The organism is Cytobacillus gottheilii (assembly GCF_900166665.1).
In the GTDB taxonomy this organism is placed as follows: Bacteria; Bacillota; Bacilli; order Bacillales; family Cytobacillaceae; genus Cytobacillus; species Cytobacillus gottheilii_A.
This window is the reverse complement of sequence record NZ_LT800494.1, coordinates 2,026,252-2,049,425: the sequence shown is the minus strand read 5'-3', so window position 1 is coordinate 2,049,425 and position 23,174 is coordinate 2,026,252. Positions and strand designations below refer to the sequence as shown.

Here is a 23,174-nt window from a genome sequence, read left to right as displayed (position 1 = left end):
TTTCCTCTATTGCCCACAGGAGTCGAGTGTCCTCCGCTCCATTTCACTCATGTTAATAAAATGTATTTTATAATCATAAATAAATAACCGAATGATTAGAAAGGTGACTCCCTAACCATTCGGTTCTCTGGGTCTGTTAAATACTTATGTCCCAGACTCGATGTATCATATATTTTTGAACTCTACTATCCGAAATTCAGATATCCCTACATTTTTTTGTTTTCTTCCCTGCACCATTGTTCAATTTTCTTTTTCATTATGCTCTTGTCTCATAATTTCTTCTTGTTTAATCTCATTGAAAAATTGTTTTAAAGCTTCTGTGTTTTCTTCCAGATTCATTTCCAGTACAGCCCCTGCATGCTTGTAGCTTTTGTTCTCGTAACTGTCAGCTACAGGAACTCTTAAGGTTTCAACTTCTGTAATTGGATTAAGTAAAAAGGAAGCACCAATTGAAAATGCTTCTTCAAAGTTTAAATCTGTATCCACATAGTTTAAGACTTCATTGAGCACTTCCGGAAATTTCACAAGCCCTTCTGGAGTTGTAAATTGCTCCATCACTTGGTCTTTAATTGAAACTAGCACCTCTCTCTGACGGTCAACCCTGCCAAAGTCGCTTTTGGCATCATGGCGAAAGCGAACATAAGAGAGTAACTGTTCACCATTAAGCTTTTGTTTCCCGGGAGCCACATCCAGCCCCATATCATCAATCAGCTGCTGTGACACTTCAACCTCTATACCATCAGGAGCAAGAATATCCATCATACTGGCAAATCCATTAAAATCAATGACCGCAGTATGATCAATAACAATTCCAAAGTTATCTTGAATGGTTTCCTTTAATAACTCTTTGCCCCCTAAATAATAAGCATGATTTAATTTACTATATTCAAAAGGGTAATCAGGAATTTTGACATAGCTGTCACGCATGAGCGATACAATCTTCATTGTATTATCCTTCGGCTCATAGCGGGCAACAAGGATTGCATCCGAACGGGATTCTTCTTCTCCCCTGCTGTCAACTCCTATTAATAGAAAGTTTTTATGATTTGAAGAAAAATGAAAAGGCTCTGATTCTTTTTCTGATAAATGATCGCCATTTAAGCAGCCTGACAAAATCACCATGGTGAATATCATTAAGAGACATACTCTTTTTTTCATAACAGCTCACCTCTGAAGTTCGTTTATAAAACCCTTCTTTTACCATTGTTATACAGGACAGTGATTTCTATACGCTATCTATTAAAAACGAACCTTTTACCTATAAGAACCCCAGTGATAAAAACAAAATATTTAAAGAAGAATCAACTTATGATGTTGTACTTTCAAAAGGCTGTTTGGATAAAAAAACTCCCCACCTGATGGTGAGGAGCAGTAAATTAAGAATTTAGTTTTTCTTTTAATATTTCAGTTGCCTTTAAGATTTGCGTATCGTTTTTGTCAATTAATGCTCTTAACTCTTCCATCAGCAGCAGTGTCGTTTGACCAGTTAGAACGCCTGTCTCTTCAAGTTGAACAGATTGTTGAAATTGTTTTACGGCTGCTTCTGTTTTTTCATCGAAAAAGCCGTCCGTTCTGCCTGGATCAAAGTCTAGTGCTGCCAGCATCTGTTGTGCAGACTGAACTTGTGTTGAAGAAGAGGATATCTTCAATTCAAGATCTGGACTAACATATGGCAATGAAGCATAATCCGGCAAAGCAACTTCATAGTCTGGCTGGATACCTTTTGTATGGATCCAGTTGCCATCAGGTGTCAGCCATTTTTCAGTCGTAAACTTCATATTCGATCCGTCAGTAAAATCTTGTGCACGCTGCACTGTGCCTTTTCCGAATGATTTTTGACCAACTAGCGGAATATCTGCAGATTCCTGAACGGCACCTGCTAAAATTTCTGAAGCACTTGCACTTCCTTGGTCAATGACAACGACTAAAGGCATATCAGTATTTTCTTGTGCAGTCGACTGTACTGCTTCTCGGTTACCTTCACGATCTTCAATCTGGAATAAAATTTCCCCTTCAGGAACAAATAAACTTGAAATTAAGATCGCTTGATCCAATAAGCCGCCAGGATTCTGTCTTAGATCCAGAACTAGTCCCTTCATTCCTTCATTTTGAAGGTTGTTTAATGTTTCAACTAATTCCTGACCGGTTTGTTCTGAGAACGATGTAATCTGCACTTTTGCGATTTCATCATCAATCATTTCTCCATAAACCGTTTCAATTGGAATCGTATCGCGGACAATTGGAATTGTAATTGGTTCGTTTGTGCCAGCCCGCTGGATCGAAAGCTCAACTGTCGACCCTTTTTCACCGCGTATAAGCAGCACTGCCTCGGTTGAACTCATTCCTTGAATACTTTCTCCATCGACTGATAATACGATATCGTTAGGTTTTAATCCAGCCTTCTCTGCTGGAGAACCCTTTAAAGGTGAAACAATGACAATAGAACCTTCCTGTTCCGTAATTTCTGCTCCAATTCCTTCAAAAGAGGAAGATATGCTCTCATGGAAGTTTTTCGCTTCCTCCACATCCATATAATCTGAATATGGATCATCCAAAGACTCTAACATTCCATTAATTGCACCGTTTATTAGCGTTTGATCTTCTACGTCTTGAAAGTAGCCATCTTTCAATGTATCAAAAGCCGTATATAATTTATCAAATTCACTTCTGCTTGTTTCATTTCCAACACTTACTGCTTTTTCATCCCCAAATGCTAAAGCAAAAGTTGTTATCCCCGCAGAAAGAAATACAACTAAAAATAAAAGCATAACAAATTGGAATTTTTTCATCTTGATAAAGCTTGATTGCTTTTCTGTTGAATCTTGATTTAAATTCTCATCCTGCAAATCATTCACCACTTTCATATAACCATTAGGTAACGAACTTCTTTTGAATAGAATACCATTTTTTCACTGTGATTAACAAAAAAATCATACTTATTCACTAAAGAATACGTAATAAAAACTTGTACAAATTATACACCATCATCTAACATTTTGATAATAAAATCATTACAGGCAGAATGATCCTTGTAGCGTTATTATTGCATGAATGAAGTGATGTTAATAATTCCAAAAGCTTCCTGTTCAATCACTATCAGGAGCTGATTGATGAGGCTAAGCTAATTGTTTATATTTTTTTTACCAGATTAAAGTATTCCTCCAAAGTAAGATTTTTTTCAAATATTACTTTGGCACCTTCTATGCCTACATACCGATAATGCCAAGGTTCAAAGCTATATCCTGTGATATCTTCTTTTCCTTTTGGATAACGCAGAATAAAGCCAAACAAGTGTGCATGATCTGCAAGCCATTTCCCTTCAGCAGTCTCTGCAAATTGTTCTGTTAGCAGAAAATCTGCACTATGGCTTGAAATATCCATCGCCAGACCTGATTGATGTTCACTGCTTCCTGGATATGCAACTGTTTGTGCGGCCAGTTCTTCCCCAACCTTAGCTACCTCTGCTTTAAAAAGATCGTTTTGCCTGGAATATGAACGATAACCAGAAACAGCGAATAAATTAACGCCCTCATTCTTTGCTTGTGCAAACATTTTCTCAAGAGCACCAGCAGCTTCCTCGCGCATATAACTTTTCTCTATATCCTGATCTCCAAAAGAGAATTCAACATTCGGCCGAACCAGGTCAGCAGGTGTATATTTTTCTACATAATAATAATCCTTATTTACTAATGCCATAACGTTTTCTGGATTCTGTATATAATTTTTTCCATCGACAACCTTAATATGATTAAAGAATGAGGCTTCTAAAACAAGATTGTTCTCTTGGTTTGCTGATTCGTCATTCGCAGCGTCGTCTTCAATAGCTTCCTGTTGAGGCGTTTCTGTATTTTCTTCTTCTTCTGATTGTTGTTTATCGTCATTTTGCACAGGATCTACATTGTCATGTGAACCGTTGTTATTCCCATTTCCGATGAATGGAATGTTCTCTAAGTAACCGTTTAATTGACTGCATCCCGAAAGAAGAATGCATAGCAATCCAAGGAGCATTAGTTGTTTTTTCATTTTCTCACCTATTTCCGTCTAAATCATTCCACTCTATTTTAGCACGATCATGATCTGAATGCGAAAAATGTCGTTAATGGTAAGAAATGTATAAATCAAAGAGCCATTAATTAATCCTACAGTCAATCCAACCTATCTGAATGCAAAAGAAAAAACCGGCCAAGCGGCCAGTTCTTTTTTGCTTATTCTTTAATTGCTGCTTCTAAAGCTACTTCAATCATTTCATTGAAGGTCGTTTGTCTTTCTTCTGCTGTTGTCTCTTCTCCGGTTAAAATATGATCGCTGACTGTTAACACAGACAATGCCTTGCGGTCCAGTTTTGCTGCAAGCGTATAAAGAGCAGCTGTCTCCATTTCAATCGCAAGAATTTGGTATTTAGCCCATTTTTCCAGCTCAGAGTTATCATTATAAAACATATCAGCCGTGAAGACATTTCCTACCTTTAAGTTCAGACCCTTTTCTACACCGGAATCATAAGCTTTCTTTAAGAGATCGAAGTTCGCTGTAGGGGCATAGTCCACACCGCCAAAAGTAAGCCTATTCATTTGAGAATCTGTGGATGCCGTCATCGCCAAGATGACGTCTCTTACCTTAACATCCTTTTGAATCGCTCCGCATGTGCCTACTCTGATTAAGTTTTGGACATTGTAGCTGTTCATCAATTCATTGATATAAATTGAAATGGATGGTACTCCCATGCCCGTACCCTGCACAGAAATACGTTTTCCTTTGTACGTGCCTGTATATCCGAACATATTACGGACTTCGTTATAGCATTCTGCACCTTCTAAAAATGTTTCAGCAATATATTTTGCTCTGAGCGGATCTCCCGGCAATAACACCGTCTCAGCAATTTGGCCTTCTTTTGCTCCAATATGTACACTCATTGTAAAAAACCTCCCAATTTCTAACTATGTAAACTTGGTTGTACAATCACAATATACCATATACATTCCTTAGGCGAAACCTCCAGGCGGCAGAATGAGAATCCTCTTCCTGGGCAACCTAATGATAGCTTCTCCCATTCATGTGAGATATGCACAGTTCACTAATAAAAATACATTTGTAATAAAAGGAAGGGGATGCCAGATGGGTAAAAAACATCGTAATAGAATTAATTCACCGAAGAAAAATAATCATATTCCTGAAGAGGCAATTATTGCTGAACAAGAGGCTCATGGTAAAGAATATTCCGCTAGCGGTGGCCGTAAGAACGGACCAGGATCACATAAGTAATTAGAGGATTTGTTTAAGCCTTCCTAAGAGAAGGGGACTACTTTTCCTTCTCTTAGGAAACATCATTACCTGATATGAATTCGGTTAATTACTTGCCAGCCGCCTGGCTGAAGCTGATAATACATCTGGCCGTGACGCCCTTCATCAATATAAAGGATATCACCTGTTGTGATATATCTGCCTTGAAAATCGGCAGGCAGTCGATCCAGTACGTTAAATTTCTTGAATACATACCCTAAGCAATCATCATGGTCTGCGCCTTCTACCACGATCCGATAAACCTGTTTATACCCTTTTTTTTGATTGAATATTGGTGTTTGAAAAATAGTGACATCGAATTGTTTTTTTCTTGTTTTTGATAATTCCTTCAACATCTTCATCCCTCCAAACGTCTAAACTGCCTAATCACACGTTCTTTCTTATCTAGACATTTAGAGATTTTGCTTGTCATATCCTTCATCAAAAATATTCTACTTTTGTCGATTCAAAAAAGAAATTTGACATCCTTTTTGCCTATGCGAGCAATTATTTCATTTTTATACAATATGTATGAGGATCAAAATAGAATTGAAACAATTTTTGACAAAAAAAAGATGAGACACTGCCCCATCTTTTTTTTGGCCTTATGAATATTGTGCTATGACTGATTGCAGTTTCTGCTGCAGATTTGGCAGATCGCTTTGGTGAATCGTTAACCTCAAATTCGTTTCATCCATAGACATTGCTTCTGATAAAAAGCCGCCTAACCCTCTTGCTTTTCGGTCCACTTGCATGATGATTTCTGTCTGATTTAGGGAGACAGGGAAAAATACAATTTCAAGTTCATCTAAACGGCCTCGGAAGGGACCGGAAGTTGGCACGAACTCAAATTCTTGGATAAATGGAAGTCGTCCTCGTACACGGCGCGGTGCCTGTTCACATTCAACTTCGCGAATCCGAAACCCCAGGTTAGAAACCTCATGTAAAACAGAATTAACGAGGTCATTAGGAACTACTGTGATGTAATCCTTATCTGTTGGATCAACCGCATTTTTTATATCCAACCCTGTTGCCAGCCAAACTTTTGTTTTTCCATAAGAAAGAGGTGTATCCAACGGCAATATAAAAGAAAATGGAATTTCTCTTCTCTCGTTTGCATTTAATGTGAATGCCTCTGTAATATGATATCGTTCAATTTGACCTGTCACATTATATTTCTTGTCATCCGACTCTTTGATATAGGTGGTATTTAACGTTAAGTATATGTCTGAAATTTGCTGTTCCGTATTTCCTCCATTGATTTCAACAATTCCCTTCACTTCACCGCCTGGCATAACTTTGTCACTTTCAAGTTTTGTATCTACTTTAGCAGAGCCAATCCCTACACTTGCCAGCATCTTATTAAAGAATGACATCTCAAAACCTCCCGATTAGATAAGTAAACGTTTTACCTTCTGTATGTATACGTGATAAAAACAAATAAGTTTCAATGAAAATGCAAAAATGGCGAGGTTATTCGCCATTTCTATTAAAATCCATATCATTTAGATCCTGCATTGTTATTCGTCATCAATTTGCTCGTCAATGATACATTTTTGCAGCAAGTATTCAAATGTAATGTCAGCAAGATCATCTAATTCACCTTCAGTTGGGACATATCCCCTTTTAGCCAGCTCATGAAAGAAAAACTCTGCGATCTCCTCCGTATCAATAAATACCTCGATTTCCCTCATAGCAACGCCCCCTTTGTACCAAATGTATGACAGATGAAACTGTTTCATGCAAGACATATTCGATTCATATCTATTAAATTCCTTTTTTTACTCTATCATTGAACAAATCCCGAAAACGCAGCGAAATCTTTCGTTCTATTAATTGTCTAAGCGTCATAAAGATAGATTCATATACAGCTTTTACAATTTAATTAACCGGAGGTATATTCATGAAAAAATTGTCTTATTTAACAGAAATGTTTATTGAAGATGTAAATAATGAGCAAAGCCGAATCATCACAACAATTGAAAAATGGCTGCCGAGCATGTTCATAAGCTTTCTTTTAATCGGATTGCCGCTTGTTGGATACTGTATGGTACAACTATTTTTCTAATTAAACGGTACTTTTCCCATCATTCTCTGCTAGGTTTTTTAATTTTCTGATGATTACCCGCATAATATACTTATATTCTTCATCTTGAAACAAACTGTATAAAATCTGGTAGTCATTATATATATCAAGGAGTCCATCAATCAATTCCTGCTTATCCTGTTTTCCTGCCAAAAGCTCTTTCTCAGCCTTTCGAAAGGTGGTTTTGGTCTCCTTTAACTCTGGCAATTTCTCTTTCTTGTTCATTAAATAGAGCAATCCCAGCTTCTGTATAAAAGCCTCGGCACTTTCTGCATCTGCGAGAAGTGTTAATTCTTCTTCGGAAGCTTCCAGCCACTCACCATCATTGATTCTAGATAGCTCATAAATGACATCTTCCCAAGCATCCTCTTTATATCTCCATATTTCTGTCCGAAAGCCAACAATTTTGAAAATATCGGCACCATATCCTCTCACCTGCACTAAATCACCGAAAAAATATTGATATTCGATATCGATATGCTCCTTTTCGACAATATTCCCTTTATAATCAGCCAACAATTGCAAGCTTGATTCTACAAAAAGTCCTTCACTCTTGTTTACTTCATATACATACATATCATCGAGCCATTTTACATCTGTAATTTTACCAACCGTACCATATATGATAATGACGACAGTATCGCCGATTTTATATTTAGATTCTTTTCGATTATTCATTTCCTCCATCCTCTCACGTGAATCGCCGCAACTGTTGAATACGATAGTATATGCAGTAACGCTAAAATTCGCTTCATTAAATCAACCTGGATCGATTTATTACAGCAAAAAACACTCCATCCTAAATGAAGTGTTCTACTGTTATATATTCGATTGTCTAAAAACAAAGAAATGTTAACCTTCAGAAAGCAGATATAGTTCCCATGCCTCGTCAAATACCATCATACTACGTAAATAACTTCCGTTTAACTCTAAATATGTGCTAATTTCTTCATAGTTTTCAGATGTCTTCGGAAAACTATGGTCATCGAAAGCGTCATTAGCAAATTGACTAATTTCGTCTTTAGGTTGCGGATGTCTATACTTCATTAAAAAATGATAAAATGTTTTAGCCATTTTAAACGCCTCTCTGTTTCGTCATGAATTAGTTATATGATGATGGATTAGGCAAAATAAATCAAGAAAAAATTCAGCGATGCAGATATTTTCATACCTAAACTTAAAAAGAGACCTGGCACACACCAGACCTCCTCATAGAATTTATTTCATTGCACTTACTGTATGGAGGAAGATTGAAGGAACTCAAGAATTTGTTCATTATACCTTTCAGGTTCATCATGAAAAACACCGTGACCGCTAGCCTCAAACGGAACAAGTTTTGCATTAGGAAGCTGGTCGGCCAGCTGCAGGCTAAAATCATATGGGCAAATTTGATCTTTTTTGCCATGAAGGATCGCAGTTGGTGCTGTAATTCCTGATAGCTCATTGCGCAGGTCTTCATCTCTTAATGCAATAGCTGAGTGTATGGTACCATATGAAGATGAAGAAACAGCCATATTTAAGAACCATTGTTGAAATTCTTCAGAAGGCTTTTTCTCAAAGAATTTTTCCCCAAAAGATGCAATTGCGTGTGGACGATCTGTTTTCAGCTGATCAATCAGTGTGTCCACCTCCTCTTTCTCCATTCCAAAAGGGTAGTCATCCCGTTTTGTGAAAACAGGCGCAGCTGGACTAAGTAACAGCAGTTTTGAGATTCTTTCGCTTTTATAGCGCGACATGTATCTGAGAGCAATTGGCCCGCCCATTGAAAAACCCGCAAGAACAGCATTATTTAAATCAAGCTTTTGAATAACACCATGAATATCGTCTGCCATCGTATCATAATCATAGCCATTAAATGGTCGATCTGATTTTCCATAACCACGCAAATCAATTCCAATAAACCTGAACCCGTGTTTTGGGAGCTCATTCATCTGATATTCAAACATTTCATGATTCAATGGCCAGCCATGCAGGAAAATGACCGGCTGTCCTTCTCCAATATCTTCTGCATATATCTGTACATTGTTTTCTGTGCTGATATAGTGTCCCATAAAAAGTCCCCTTTCAAATTCATTTCCTTATTCCATTCTTCTTTACCCTATAGTCTAAAAAGGAAACAGTAACGTCTCGATATAAAATGCCATTGAATCTGAATCACTTTTATTGCTATTGCAGGAAAAACAAACAGTATTGTTGTGATTTCTTATAGATAACTTGCTGAATGCCAAGCTTGAAAGATAAACGATTGGCTAAGGAGCACTGAAGGCTTTCTTCTATTGTAGCTCTGCAATGATACTTCTCCTTAAATGCAAGAAAAGGAGCCCTGCCGTCGCAGAGCTCCTTTTCTATTACATAGACTAGCTTCTGAAGTGCACTTGCTGAAGTCGCGAATTTCGGCTTGCGCAAAAAAGAGAAGCTATAGAATTCAATTTATTAAATAAGGCTCTCGCCATGCAGACCAAGGTCAATGTCTAAGCCTAATGAAGAAAAATTTTCGTCTTGCTTTTCAGCAGACATGCTGGCAAGGTTTAAACCTAGCCCAATCCATAAAGCAGCTGTTTCTTCGTCACTTAAAGACGCAAGACCTAAGTTTGTGTTAACACCCAAAGTAGAACTGTTTTTCTCTTCACTATCTACAATTGCTGCATTCACATTGGTGTCAGCCCATACTCCAGCTGTTTCTTCGTCTTCACTTGTCATCGCTCCAACGTTTAGACCCGTGTTCACATCGGCTGATGTTTCTTCCTCTTCTTCTTTCTTCATCACAGAAGCATCTGCTTTTGTGTCAGCCCATACTCCAGCTGTTTCTTCGTCTTCACTCGTCATTGCTCCAACGTTTAGACCCGTGTTCACATCGGCTGATGTTTCTTCCTCTTCGTCTTTCTTCATTACAGAAGCATCTGCTTTTGTGTCAGCCCATACTCCAGCTGTTTCTTCGTCTTCACTCGTCATTGCTCCAACGTTTAGACCCGTGTTCACATCGGCTGATGTTTCTTCCTCTTCTTCTTTCTTCATTACAGAAGCATCAGTTTTTGTGTCAGCCCATACTCCAGCTGTTTCTTCGTCTTCACTTGTCATCGCTCCAACGTTTAGACCCGTGTTTAGGTCGGCTGATGTTTCTTCCTCTTCGTCTTTCTTCATTACAGAAGCATCAGTTTTTGTATCAGCCCATACTCCAGCTGTTTCTTCGTCTTCACTCGTCATCGCTCCAACGTTTAGACCCGTGTTCACATCGGCTGATGTTTCTTCCTCTTCGTCTTTCTTCATTACAGAAGCATCAGTTTTTGTGTCAGCCCATACTCCAGCTGTTTCTTCGTCTTCACTTGTCATCGCTCCAACGTTTAGACCCGTGTTCACATCGGCTGATGTTTCTTCCTCTTCTTCTTTCTTCATTACAGAAGCATCAGTTTTTGTATCAGCCCATACTCCAGCTGTTTCTTCGTCTTCACTTGTCATCGCTCCAACGTTTAGACCCGTGTTTAGGTCGGCTGATGTTTCTTCCTCTTCTTCTTTCTTCATCACAGAAGCATCTGCTTTTGTATCAGCCCATACTCCAGCTGTTTCTTCGTCTTCACTTGTCATCGCTCCGACATTTAGACCCGTGTTTAGGTCGGCTGATGTTTCTTCCTCTTCTTCTTTCTTCATCACAGAAGCATCTGCTTTTGTATCAGCCCATACTCCAGCTGTTTCTTCGTCTTCACTTGTCATCGCTCCGACATTTAGACCCGTGTTTAGGTCGGCTGATGTTTCTTCCTCTTCTTCTTTCTTCATCACAGAAGCATCTGCTTTTGTATCAGCCCATACTCCAGCTGTTTCTTCGTCTTCACTTGTCATCGCTCCGACATTTAGACCCGTGTTTAGGTCGGCTGATGTTTCTTCCTCTTCTTCTTTCTTCATCACAGAAGCATCTGCTTTTGTATCAGCCCATACTCCAGCTGTTTCTTCGTCTTCACTTGTCATCGCTCCGACATTTAGACCCGTGTTTAGGTCGGCTGATGTTTCTTCCTCTTCTTCTTTCTTCATCACAGAAGCATCTGCTTTTGTATCAGCCCATACTCCAGCTGTTTCTTCGTCTTCACTTGTCATCGCTCCGACATTTAGACCCGTGTTTAGGTCGGCTGATGTTTCTTCCTCTTCTTCTTTCTTCATCACAGAAGCATCTGCTTTTGTATCAGCCCATACTCCAGCTGTTTCTTCGTCTTCACTTGTCATCGCTCCGACATTTAGACCCGTGTTTAGGTCGGCTGATGTTTCTTCCTCTTCTTCTTTCTTCATCACAGAAGCATCTGCTTTTGTATCAGCCCATACTCCAGCTGTTTCTTCGTCTTCACTTGTCATCGCTCCGACATTTAGACCCGTGTTTAGGTCGGCTGATGTTTCTTCCTCTTCTTCTTTCTTCATCACAGAAGCATCTGCTTTTGTATCAGCCCATACTCCAGCTGTTTCTTCGTCTTCACTTGTCATCGCTCCGACATTTAGACCCGTGTTTAGGTCGGCTGATGTTTCTTCCTCTTCTTCTTTCTTCATCACAGAAGCATCTGCTTTTGTATCAGCCCATACTCCAGCTGTTTCTTCGTCTTCACTTGTCATCGCTCCGACATTTAGACCCGTGTTTAGGTCGGCTGATGTTTCTTCCTCTTCTTCTTTCTTCATCACAGAAGCATCTGCTTTTGTATCAGCCCATACTCCAGCTGTTTCTTCGTCTTCACTTGTCATCGCTCCGACATTTAGACCCGTGTTTAGGTCGGCTGATGTTTCTTCCTCTTCTTCTTTCTTCATCACAGAAGCATCTGCTTTTGTATCAGCCCATACTCCAGCTGTTTCTTCGTCTTCACTTGTCATCGCTCCGACATTTAGACCCGTGTTTAGGTCGGCTGATGTTTCTTCCTCTTCTTCTTTCTTCATCACAGAAGCATCTGCTTTTGTATCAGCCCATACTCCAGCTGTTTCTTCGTCTTCACTTGTCATCGCTCCGACATTTAGACCCGTGTTTAGGTCGGCTGATGTTTCTTCCTCTTCTTCTTTCTTCATCACAGAAGCATCTGCTTTTGTATCAGCCCATACTCCAGCTGTTTCTTCGTCTTCACTTGTCATCGCTCCGACATTTAGACCCGTGTTTAGGTCGGCTGATGTTTCTTCCTCTTCTTCTTTCTTCATCACAGAAGCATCTGCTTTTGTATCAGCCCATACTCCAGCTGTTTCTTCGTCTTCACTTGTCATCGCTCCGACATTTAGACCCGTGTTTAGGTCGGCTGATGTTTCTTCCTCTTCTTCTTTCTTCATCACAGAAGCATCTGCTTTTGTATCAGCCCATACTCCAGCTGTTTCTTCGTCTTCACTTGTCATCGCTCCGACATTTAGACCCGTGTTTAGGTCGGCTGATGTTTCTTCCTCTTCTTCTTTCTTCATCACAGAAGCATCTGCTTTTGTATCAGCCCATACTCCAGCTGTTTCTTCGTCTTCACTTGTCATCGCTCCGACATTTAGACCCGTGTTTAGGTCGGCTGATGTTTCTTCCTCTTCTTCTTTCTTCATCACAGAAGCATCTGCTTTTGTATCAGCCCATACTCCAGCTGTTTCTTCGTCTTCACTTGTCATCGCTCCGACATTTAGACCCGTGTTTAGGTCGGCTGATGTTTCTTCCTCTTCTTCTTTCTTCATCACAGAAGCATCTGCTTTTGTATCAGCCCATACTCCAGCTGTTTCTTCGTCTTCACTTGTCATCGCTCCGACATTTAGACCCGTGTTTAGGTCGGCTGATGTTTCTTCCTCTTCTTCTTTCTTCATCACAGAAGCATCTGCTTTTGTATCAGCCCATACTCCAGCTGTTTCTTCGTCTTCACTTGTCATCGCTCCGACATTTAGACCCGTGTTTAGGTCGGCTGATGTTTCTTCCTCTTCTTCTTTCTTCATCACAGAAGCATCTGCTTTTGTATCAGCCCATACTCCAGCTGTTTCTTCGTCTTCACTTGTCATCGCTCCGACATTTAGACCCGTGTTTAGGTCGGCTGATGTTTCTTCCTCTTCTTCTTTCTTCATCACAGAAGCATCTGCTTTTGTATCAGCCCATACTCCAGCTGTTTCTTCGTCTTCACTTGTCATCGCTCCGACATTTAGACCCGTGTTTAGGTCGGCTGATGTTTCTTCCTCTTCTTCTTTCTTCATCACAGAAGCATCTGCTTTTGTATCAGCCCATACTCCAGCTGTTTCTTCGTCTTCACTTGTCATCGCTCCGACATTTAGACCCGTGTTTAGGTCGGCTGATGTTTCTTCCTCTTCTTCTTTCTTCATCACAGAAGCATCTGCTTTTGTATCAGCCCATACTCCAGCTGTTTCTTCGTCTTCACTTGTCATCGCTCCGACATTTAGACCCGTGTTTAGGTCGGCTGATGTTTCTTCCTCTTCTTCTTTCTTCATCACAGAAGCATCTGCTTTTGTATCAGCCCATACTCCAGCTGTTTCTTCGTCTTCACTTGTCATCGCTCCGACATTTAGACCCGTGTTTAGGTCGGCTGATGTTTCTTCCTCTTCTTCTTTCTTCATTACAGAAGCATCAATTTCCGTTTCTCCCATTAAAGAAGTTTCATCATCAGAAGATGATGCACTTAGATTCAAATCTGTGCCCAGATTAGCAGAAGATTGCTCTGCTTTTTCTTCATGTGAAGAATGATTGAGATCAGTATCTGTATTGACGTCTAAAGAAGAATTTTCTTCAGAAGCTTTTAGTCCTAGATCTACTCCAACATCAGCATCAATGCTATTAGAGTCATTGGATTTGTCACTTTCTTCGCCTGTATCGAAATCAACACTTTCTTTTTCATTAGCTGAATGCTCAGCAGATTCACTTTCCTTAGGAGAACTTTCATTATCTTTCGAATCAGAAAAACTCAAATTCAAATTTAAATTTGAAGTAATTGAAGATTTATCATGATTTTCATTTGAATTTAAACTTGTCATTGCTTTAGAAGTTAGATCAAGTGATGGATGATCCCTCTCCTCAGATGCAAAAGTGCTGGAACCTCCTGCAAAAAGACCTGCTGCTGCAAAACCAGTTATTGCTAATGTTTTTAATAAGTGTTTGTTTTTCAATCGTATTCTCTCCTTCTTCTTTTTAGTTTTTTATTTAAAAACGTATGAGAAGAAGGATCATTGCGGCGGTTGGGAAGGTGGTGCATTTAACCATTGATCGTGAAAAAAAGCAACACTTGCATTAGGATTTAACTTTCCTCCAATGTCACCAAGCAATTCTGAATCCGTAAAATAAATGGACGGAAAGGCTGCTCCTCCTATAGAGGAATGCCCTCCATTTGCTGAAGTGGTGATTGAACTATTTGCACCTTGATTTGCAGGGACAGTTGCAATTGCACGCTGCAAGACCGGTTCAACAGATTCCTGCTTTTTGCTTACATCCTTCCCCATATAATCCTTTTTAGAAGTATATTTCGATTGCTCCAGGTGTATTGGATCATAAGAGTTTTCAAAGTCTGTAAAAATATCTTTCTTATTTTCTGACTTTATTTTTGAATCGTTTAATTCACCGATAGGATCCAAAGCATCCTTGGCAACAGATTTTCCAGGCTGGTCCTTATTTTCTGAACCCGCTGCAGGAGGATCTTGCTGCTGTTCATCTGGAGTGTTTGAATCCCGATCTTTGTTTTCAGCTCTGTTTGCATCATGGTGATCCACCTCAGTTTCCGGAGGTGATACAGAAACGGAATCAGAGAGATTGATATCAGCTATTGGTGTCTCTACCTCGATTGAGTCTCCTATATTTGCGTCTGCAATCCCCGTTGTTACAGAAATAGAGTCTGATACATTTACATCAGCTACTGGTGTTTCCACCTCGATTGTATCTCCTATATCTGCGTCAACGATGCCTGTTTTTACAGAAATAGAATCAGAGACTTTTACATCAGCTACTGATGTTTCCACCTCAATTGTATCTCCTATATCTGCGTCAGCGATGCCTGTTTTTACAGAAATAGAATCAGAGACTTTTACATCAGCTGCTGGTGTTTCCACCTCGATTGTATCTCCTATATCTGCGTCAGCGATGCCTGTTTTTACAGAAATAGAATCAGAGACTTTTACATCAGCTGCTGGCGTTTCCACCTTAATGGAATCTCCGGCTTCTGCTTCTGCAACTGCCGTCTTAATAGAAATTGAGTCAGAAACATTTGCCTCTGCTATCACTGCATCCACTTTTATAGATGGATCCTCAGAAAGGTTGACATTTAACACAGCATTATTTTTTGCTTCTTCTTGGTTGCCGGTGTTCACATTGATGACTGTGTCAGTCACAGAATTGATTGTTTTCCCAACATTTTCTGCAACTGTTCCTAGAAGTGTTTCTCTCTCTTCTGAATCCTCACTTTGCTCTTGTCCGCTTTCGTCTGTGCTTTCATCTGTATGCTGCACCTTCACTGTATCTTTTAGCGTGCTGATACCCTGATCACTCACAGATTCCAGTAGGCCGTCTGCCAATGCAGTAGAAGGAATAAAGCAAAAGGAAACAAGAACGAAGGCTTGTACGAATCTAGTCGACACTCTCTTTGCTCACCTCCTCTCAAATAATCTGCTTAAACTATTCATTGTGACTTCCTTCACTGTGTACCCATAGGCATGATTCATAAACATCGCAGCGACTTGCTTTACAGTACAATTGGTCCTAAGCCTCGGTTTTATCAACCTAATTACTGAAAAAAAATCACCCTGGATAGAGGGTGATTTCTCCTAATACTGCATCTTATTTAACTATTAAAAATCAAAATAGTTTCTCTTTAAAATTCTTTCCATCTGCATAAAATCTTTGTATGGAACAACAGCTGTTAGTTTTTCTCGATCTATTAGAAATAACTGATCCTCAATATTTTTCACCATTTCATCATTCTGATAAATCATATGACAATCATGACAATAAATAGATGGAGTATCAGTAATTTCGATCGCTCTTGTTCCTTCTGGCAATTCCCAATATACCGATTGCTTTGTCAGAACCACATGGCTGCTTTCACACCAATCACAGCTATTGCCCATCAATTTTCTCCCCTCCTTTTTTGATTTGTCCAGCTTTTTTTAGTTCCGCAAGATATTTCTTTTCCTTCAGTTCATCTCGTTTTTCCCTTTTATCCTTTAAGGAGTTATGAGCAGGATCCTGATCATACAGTTCACGCCGATTTAATCGCTGAAGTCCTTTTGGGACAAGGTTGAATGCTGTGTCATTCATTAACGCCGCAATTCCTACGTTTGATTGCTTTTTTGATACATCAGGGTAGATTTTTGCAAAATAATCATCTGCTTTTCCTGCTGTATAATTTTCTGGCTCTGGATAGGTTGTAATCACTCCCTCAAAATTGCGCAGCACTGTTTTTTCCGCACTTTGTGAGATCACATAATTAGGCTGTAATGCAATTTTTCCGCCGCCGCCCGGTGCATCGACTACGAAGGTTGGTACTGCATAGCCGGAGGTATGACCCCTAAGTCCTTCAATGATCTCCAGCCCTTTTGCTACTGGTGCCCGGAAATGGCCGATTCCTTCTGATAAATCACACTGATAGATATAATAAGGACGGACACGGATTTTGACGAGATCGTGCATGAGCTTTTTCATAATCGGAACGCTGTCATTGATACCAGCGAGAATGACTGCCTGATTGCCAACAGGAACGCCTGCATCTGCGAGCATTTCGCATGCTTTTTTTGCTTCTTCCGTAATTTCGATGGATGTGTTGAAATGAGTATTGAGCCAGACTGGATGGTATTTTTTCAAAATATTGCATAAATTCTCGGTAATTCTCTGCGGAAATACGACTGGCGCTCTAGTGCCAATTCGGATAATTTCAACATGATCAATTTCACGAAGTCTTTTTAAAATGTATTCAAGAATTTGATCATTGATTAATAGACCATCACCGCCGGATATAAGAACATCCCTGACTTCTTCGGCTGAAGCAATATAATCAATGGCTGCATCAAGCTGTTTCTTTGGCACTCCCATCCCAATTTGTCCTGAAAACCGCCTTCTAGTACAATAGCGGCAATACATCGAGCATTGGTTGGTGACAAGAAATAATACACGATCAGGATATCGGTGTGTTAGGCCTGGAACTGGTGAATCTTCGTCTTCGTGAAGCGGATCCTCCAGGTCGTATTTTGTTTTGTACATTTCCTTTGAGATGGGAACTGATTGCATTCGAATTGGACAGCGGGGATCATCTGGATTCATTAGCCATGCATAATAGGGTGTTATATTTAAAGGAATTGTTTTTGTTGCAATTTTCACTCCTTCTTCTTCATCTTCCGTTAAGTTGATCACCTTTTTTAAATCGTCGAGAGTGCGAATGGTATTTGTCAGCTGCCAAAGCCAGTCATTCCATTTTTCTTCGGGCACATCTTTCCATAGTTCAATCTCTTTCCAATGTCTTTCAGGCTTATATAAATTGTATTTCATTCAAACTCCCCCTTTATCCTCATTCTCCAATATAGAATGCAAGATTCATGCCAAAGTTTAAAACCTTTGCATTAACATATTCAAAAGACTAAAATCATGCGACTTTGCCGGCAGGCGAGCCTGTAAGGCGATTACTAAGCTTAGCTGCACTTCTATTCTCTGAATATCATAATGAGGAGGAGTTCTAATCTTTAATCATTTGCCGAATTTTCGGCAGCCGTAATATTGTGTTTTTGGATTTTGTATTGTAAGGTTTGGCGGGGAATTTGCAGAAATAGTGCTGCTTTATTGATATTTCCTTCTGAGTTTTCCAGTGCTTGTTGTATTAGCTCCTGTTCAAGTTTCATCATCTTCTCCCTTAATGACGAAGAGTTCATTTTAGGACACTCCTCATTTTTTTGTTTAAGAATAATAGGAAGATGATTTTCTGTCAGTTTGGACTCTTCACAAAGATTCATCATATACTCAAGCGTGTGTTTCAATTCTCGGACATTGCCAGGCCAGGAATGGTTTAAAAATATAAATTCAGCTTGCTTTGACAGACCCTGCACCTGCTTGCCTAACAAATTATTATATTGTCCGATAAAGTAATTTGTTAGATATAGAATATCTTCTTTTCTTTTTCTTAAAGGCGGGAGTTCGAAGGTTAACACATTCAGCCGATAGTACAAATCTGCTCGCAGCAGCTTTTTTTCAATCGCTTTCTTTGGATGAATGTTCATGGCAGCTATCACGCGTACATGAACGGTTTTGCTTTTTACCGAGCCAACACGCCGCAGTTCGCCATCCTCTAAAATTCGCAGCAGCTTTGCCTGTAGCTCAGGCGGCATTGCATGAATTTCGTCTAAAAACAAAGTGCCTTCATCTGCAAGTTCAAACAATCCAGGACGGTCAACAGCACCCGTATAACTGCCTTTTGTTGTACCAAATAGAATGCTTTCTAGAAGTGCTTCAGGAATCGCAGCACAGTTTTGGGTTATAAACGGGCCCTTCGTTACAGCAGAGGCTTCGTGAATGGCCTGCACAAACAATTCCTTGCCTGTTCCGCTTTCTCCAAAAACAAGAATCGGTGAAGGCGAACTTGCCAGTTTTTTAGCATGATTCTTAATTTCCATTAACTCTTTATTAAGTGTTATTAAGTTATCAAAAGTGTATAAATGCTGTGTTGCTTTTTTTCCTTTTTGCTGCGGTGTAAACATACGGCTCTGTAAATGCAGTAATTTATCTGAGATGGCTTTTAATCTGGTGTAATCCTTCGCGATCTCCACAGCACCAACTAGTTCTCCATCTACATACAGCGGATAGGTTGAATTGACCGTTTCAATTCTCTTTCCATGAATATTCACATATACTTGTGTTTCATTTAAAATTGGCTTACTTGAGTGGATCACCCGCAGCAATGTACTTGATTGGCTGTTTAGTGCTGGAAATGCATGAAGTAGCTGCTTTCCGACCACTTCATTCGCTTTCAGCCCGTCATGATTGGCCGCTACATCATTATAATAAATCGTAGTGCCCGTCAGATCGACTACATGAATAGCCTCGTCAATCCCTTTTAAAATTGCATCTAACACCTCTCTTGAAATATGCTGATTCATGCGCACCCCCCTCTCCCTCAGCGTCTGCCAAAAATTCGGCATGTAGTGCCCTTTTTTTGGCACCCTTAATGTGCAGACAAATCTTTCACCCACACATTCATATCCTCAAGCTTATTAAAAATATAACAATTTTTAGTTAAACGGCCGCGGTATTTGTATCCGAGTGTATGAAGCGAAGCATTCATGCCAAATGATAAGGCTCTTGCAATGGAATAGGCACAATAAATGTTATGCTTCTTTAAAACTTCTTCGAGCTTCACAAGAATAATTTTCATTAATTGATGCTTTCTATGTTGTGGAAGTGTCGCACAATCTGTCAGCTCTGCATTCCCATGCTTCCAGTCAATTTCGGCTGCAGCAGCACTCACTAGCTCTTCTTCAAAATACACACCATAATAGACGGTCCCTTCCTCCATTGTTTCACGGATATAAACAGGGTCGTGGAGCGGAACAGGATAAATTTTAAACACAGTTTGGTAGAGAAATGCCATTGCTTGGACGTCTGCACCAGAAAGCTCTTTTAATTTATATGGTTTCGGCAGTATAAAAGGTTGGTTCTCAGAAACTATTTTGTTCTGCACAGACTGTAATATATCATCCTCTTCTAGCCAATGCTCACTGTTTCTGCGTTCGCTAGAATAATATTTACAGAAAAAATACATATCGGTTCCCCTGAGAAACTGATCAATCTTAGCTTCTAAAGAAAAACCCTGCTCCTGAAAAATGGGTAAATCCTGAAGCTTACCTTTGATGATTAATTTTTCTGCTTGGTTCTCACGGGCAATCTCCTCTGCATACTTTAAAGATTCTACAAGACTACCTATCAGTTCATCGACACGAATTCTTTTATTAAAAGGATCCATATATATGCTCAGCTTACAAGCATCTTTTTCAAATTTGACTGTTTTGCTCATACCCTCACCATCCAATCAACATGTAGTTTAAATATAATATGAAAAGAAAGACCCGGAAAACCGGGTCCTGAATTCTGCTTCTATTAATCCAGCTTAATGGTAATAAGCTTCAGCTCAGTCATCTCTTCAATCGCATACTTTATTCCCTCTCTGCCGGTGCCGCTTTCCTTAACACCGCCATAAGGCATATGGTCTACACGGAAGGTTGGAAAGTCATTAATCATAACCCCTCCAACCTCTAATTTTTTCGCTGCATGCATGGCATGTTGAATATTTTGAGTGAAGATGCCGGCTTGTAAGCCATACTTCGATGTGTTAACCATAGTAATGGCATCCTCTAACTTTGAAAATGAATTGATATGAACAACTGGGGCAAACACTTCCTCACACGAGACCTTTTCATGTTCATCCACATGTAGCAGAACGGTCGGCTGAAGAATCCCATTCTCTGCGTTTCCTCCAAGTGCCAGCTGAGCTCCACGGGTAACGGCGTCATTAATCCACTTTAGTGCACGATTCGTATCATCCTCTGAGATTAAGGCTGAAAGGTCGGTTTCTTCACTTAAAGGATCACCCGTAACTAAGTTTTTGGCAGCCTGTAAAAATGATTCTGTGAAGCTTTCGAGCAATTTTTCATGTACAAAGATGCGCTGTACCGAAATGCATACTTGGCCTCCATATACAAATGCACCAGACGCAATACGCTCTGCCGCTTTTTGGGGGTCTGTTCCTTCATCTACAATTACCGCAGAATTGGAGCCTAATTCGAGCGTTACCTTTTTCAATCCGGCTTTTTCCCTTAAAGACCGTCCAACGCTCGGGCTGCCTGTAAAAGTAATCATTGAAAGGCGTTCATCTGTGACTAAGAGATCACCGATGGTTTTCCCGCTGCCTGAAACTACATTTAGTGCACCTGAGGGCAAACCTGCTTCATGAAAATAGTGCGCAATGCGATAGGCTGAAAGCGGCGTTTGCGATGCAGGCTTAAGAACAACGGTGTTTCCTGCCGCAATGGCTGGCCCAATTTTATGAGCCACGAGATTCATTGGGAAATTAAATGGTGTAATAGCACCAATGATCCCAAGGGGTTCTCTCATCGTATACGCAATACGATTTTCTCCGCCTGGCGCTGCATCCATCGGAATGGTTTCTCCATAAATTCTCCTGGCTTCCTGAGAAGCAAATTTATAGGTCATAATGGTGCGATCCACTTCTCCTCGTGCCGTTTTTATTGGCTTAGCGGCTTCATTTGCAATGATCTTTGCACATTCCTCCCGATCTCTTTCAAGGTAACCTGCCACTTTTTCGAGAATATCTGCTCTTTTATATGCCGGCATCTCTCTAAGTGCAGAAGCAGCTTCTTCTGCTGCTTCAATTGCCAGGTTTACATCCTCTGCTGCTGCAGAAGCTACTTTCGCAATCACCCTGCCGCTATAAGGACTTTTTAATGTCGAATAAGTATTCGTTTCAACGTTTTTTCCATTAATCCATAACTGCTGCTTCATCTTTTATCCTCCTGTCTGACAGCATTCCTTTATAACATCTTCTAAAATGGAGAAGCCTTCCTCCAGCTGTTCATCACTCACAACTAAAGGAGTTAGCAGGCGGACAATGTTGCCATATAAACCAGCACTCATAATGATTAAACCTCGGCTTTGTGCGAGTGCTGCAATCCGCTGAACAAGCTCTTTGTCCGGCTCCTTTGAAACTGAGTCTTTCACAAATTCAATGGCACACATTGCACCTAAAGCTCTAATTTCGCCTACCTGATTATATTGTAAAGGAAGCCTTGAGAATTTTTCAGCAAAAAGGCTTCCGATGTGATTAGCACGTGCGAGCAAACCATCTTCTTCAATCATGTTAATAACCTCTAAAGCCGCAACACAGCCGAGCGGGCTTCCGCCATATGTTCCCCCAATCTCTCCTATGCCTGGGGCATCCATTATTTCTGCCCTGCCTGTTACGGCGCTAATCGGTAAACCGGCGGCGATTGATTTTGACATCGTTATTAAATCAGGAACAACGTTAAAATGTTCGATTGCAAACATTTTCCCTGTCCGTCCAAACCCTGTTTGCACCTCATCAGCAATAAACATAATCCCATGCTTTTCACAGATCTTTTTCACCTGCTGTACAAAATAAATAGATGGAATAACAAAGCCTCCTTCTCCCTGTACCGGTTCCATAATAACCGCTGCAATTTCTTCTGGAGAGGCTTCATTTAAGAAAAAATCATGAAATTGGGCAAGAAGCATATCATCCAAACTCTTCTGATCCTGATGTTCATTACGAAAATAGTACGGATATGGCCATTTATAGGTTTCTGGCACAAAGGGACCAAACTCATATTTATAAGGCTTTACCTTGCTTGTCAGGGACATGGACATGTATGTGCGGCCATGAAAGCCGCGTTCGAATGAAATAATACCTTTTCTCCCGGTGTATTTTCTAGCAATCTTAATTGCATTTTCCACTGCTTCAGCACCTGTGCTTAAGAAAAAGGTCTTTTTATGATGGGACCCTGGTGTGATTTCATTGAGCTTTTCAGCAAGCTTTATATAAGATTCATACATCATGACATGAAAGCTTGGATGCAGATATAAATCGATTTGTTTTTTTAAAGCATCAACCACCCGCTGTGGACAATGACCTGTATTTAATGAACCGATGGCACCGGCAAAATCGAGAAACGTATTGCCATCAACATCTGTTAGCAGCGCTCCGTTTCCTTTAGCTGCAAAGGTTTCTACTGTATTAAATGGACCTCTGGGAACATGCTGTTTCTTTGCTTCCAGCAATTTTTTTGCCTTTGGTCCCGGAATAGCTGTTTTCAAATGGATATCTGACAT

General features: G+C 40.0%; 20 protein-coding genes. 2 read left to right on the top strand and 18 right to left on the bottom strand.

Annotated features, from left to right (window positions below; genetic code table 11):
* Nucleotides 1-240 precede the first annotated feature (240 nt).
* From B7E07_RS10180 to deoD, 4 genes are all read right to left on the bottom strand, one after another.
* Nucleotides 241-1,158, bottom strand: coding sequence for an LCP family protein (locus B7E07_RS10180; RefSeq protein WP_080845760.1), 918 nt, complete (start codon nt 1,156-1,158; stop codon nt 241-243).
* Nucleotides 1,159-1,376: 218 nt separating this feature from the next.
* A complete protein-coding gene (locus B7E07_RS10175; protein WP_080845759.1) occupies nt 1,377-2,864 on the bottom strand; it encodes a lmo1851 family serine protease in 1,488 nt (495 codons plus the stop codon).
* Nucleotides 2,865-3,129: 265 nt separating this feature from the next.
* Entirely contained in the window at nt 3,130-4,023 is an 894-nt protein-coding gene (locus tag B7E07_RS10170; RefSeq protein WP_080845758.1) for a M15 family metallopeptidase, read from the bottom strand.
* Nucleotides 4,024-4,205: 182 nt separating this feature from the next.
* A complete protein-coding gene (deoD, locus tag B7E07_RS10165; protein ID WP_080845757.1) occupies nt 4,206-4,910 on the bottom strand; it encodes a purine-nucleoside phosphorylase in 705 nt (234 codons plus the stop codon).
* Nucleotides 4,911-5,112: 202 nt separating this feature from the next.
* Here deoD and B7E07_RS23700 point away from each other — a divergent pair, with 202 nt between their 5' ends.
* Entirely contained in the window at nt 5,113-5,259 is a 147-nt protein-coding gene (locus B7E07_RS23700; RefSeq protein WP_176215169.1) for a hypothetical protein, read from the top strand.
* Nucleotides 5,260-5,324: 65 nt separating this feature from the next.
* Here the strand turns inward: B7E07_RS23700 and B7E07_RS10160 are convergent, their stop codons facing one another.
* From B7E07_RS10160 to B7E07_RS10150, 3 genes are all read right to left on the bottom strand, one after another.
* Nucleotides 5,325-5,633: a YodL domain-containing protein gene (locus B7E07_RS10160; protein WP_080845756.1), complete on the bottom strand. Its 309-nt coding sequence runs from the start codon at nt 5,631-5,633 to the stop codon at nt 5,325-5,327.
* A 249-nt stretch (nt 5,634-5,882) separates the two neighbouring features.
* Nucleotides 5,883-6,653 carry a sporulation protein gene (locus B7E07_RS10155; RefSeq protein WP_080845755.1) on the bottom strand — a complete coding sequence of 257 codons (771 nt, stop codon included), beginning with the start codon at nt 6,651-6,653 and terminating at the stop codon, nt 5,883-5,885.
* Between the two features lie 144 nt (nt 6,654-6,797).
* On the bottom strand, nt 6,798-6,971 hold the full coding sequence (locus tag B7E07_RS10150) for a YozD family protein (protein WP_066444583.1): 174 nt from the start codon (nt 6,969-6,971) through the stop codon (nt 6,798-6,800).
* Nucleotides 6,972-7,180: 209 nt separating this feature from the next.
* Here B7E07_RS10150 and B7E07_RS23695 point away from each other — a divergent pair, with 209 nt between their 5' ends.
* A complete protein-coding gene (locus B7E07_RS23695) occupies nt 7,181-7,345 on the top strand; it encodes a hypothetical protein (RefSeq protein WP_176215168.1) in 165 nt (54 codons plus the stop codon).
* Here the strand turns inward: B7E07_RS23695 and B7E07_RS10145 are convergent, their stop codons facing one another.
* The 11 genes from B7E07_RS10145 to gabT all read right to left on the bottom strand — a co-directional run bounded on the left by B7E07_RS10145 (nt 7,346) and on the right by gabT (nt 23,174).
* Nucleotides 7,346-8,050, bottom strand: a complete 705-nt coding sequence (locus tag B7E07_RS10145; RefSeq protein WP_373886050.1) for a hypothetical protein — start codon at nt 8,048-8,050, stop codon at nt 7,346-7,348. It lies immediately after the preceding gene.
* Nucleotides 8,051-8,215: 165 nt separating this feature from the next.
* A complete protein-coding gene (locus tag B7E07_RS10140; protein WP_080845753.1) occupies nt 8,216-8,437 on the bottom strand; it encodes a YozE family protein in 222 nt (73 codons plus the stop codon).
* Between the two features lie 158 nt (nt 8,438-8,595).
* On the bottom strand, nt 8,596-9,414 hold the full coding sequence (locus B7E07_RS10135) for an alpha/beta fold hydrolase (RefSeq protein ID WP_080845752.1): 819 nt from the start codon (nt 9,412-9,414) through the stop codon (nt 8,596-8,598).
* A gap of 382 nt (nt 9,415-9,796) precedes the next feature.
* Entirely contained in the window at nt 9,797-14,452 is a 4,656-nt protein-coding gene (locus B7E07_RS10130; RefSeq protein WP_080845751.1) for a hypothetical protein, read from the bottom strand.
* A 57-nt stretch (nt 14,453-14,509) separates the two neighbouring features.
* Nucleotides 14,510-15,910, bottom strand: coding sequence for a hypothetical protein (locus B7E07_RS10125; RefSeq protein WP_080845750.1), 1,401 nt, complete (start codon nt 15,908-15,910; stop codon nt 14,510-14,512).
* Nucleotides 15,911-16,120: 210 nt separating this feature from the next.
* Complete coding sequence (locus B7E07_RS10120) at nt 16,121-16,399, bottom strand: YokU family protein (RefSeq protein WP_080845749.1); 279 nt, start codon at nt 16,397-16,399, stop codon at nt 16,121-16,123.
* Nucleotides 16,389-17,813 carry a lysine 2,3-aminomutase gene (ablA, locus tag B7E07_RS10115; RefSeq protein WP_080845748.1) on the bottom strand — a complete coding sequence of 475 codons (1,425 nt, stop codon included), beginning with the start codon at nt 17,811-17,813 and terminating at the stop codon, nt 16,389-16,391. The genes B7E07_RS10120 and ablA overlap by 11 nt, the downstream gene beginning before the upstream one ends.
* Nucleotides 17,814-18,004: 191 nt before the next feature.
* Nucleotides 18,005-19,411: a sigma-54 interaction domain-containing protein gene (locus tag B7E07_RS10110; protein ID WP_080845747.1), complete on the bottom strand. Its 1,407-nt coding sequence runs from the start codon at nt 19,409-19,411 to the stop codon at nt 18,005-18,007.
* A 65-nt stretch (nt 19,412-19,476) separates the two neighbouring features.
* Nucleotides 19,477-20,325 (bottom strand): putative beta-lysine N-acetyltransferase, encoded by an 849-nt coding sequence (gene ablB, locus B7E07_RS10105; RefSeq protein WP_139785612.1) that lies wholly within the window; start codon nt 20,323-20,325, stop codon nt 19,477-19,479.
* Between the two features lie 83 nt (nt 20,326-20,408).
* Nucleotides 20,409-21,830, bottom strand: a complete 1,422-nt coding sequence (locus B7E07_RS10100; protein ID WP_080845745.1) for an aldehyde dehydrogenase family protein — start codon at nt 21,828-21,830, stop codon at nt 20,409-20,411.
* A gap of 3 nt (nt 21,831-21,833) precedes the next feature.
* Entirely contained in the window at nt 21,834-23,174 is a 1,341-nt protein-coding gene (gene gabT, locus B7E07_RS10095; protein WP_080845744.1) for a 4-aminobutyrate--2-oxoglutarate transaminase, read from the bottom strand.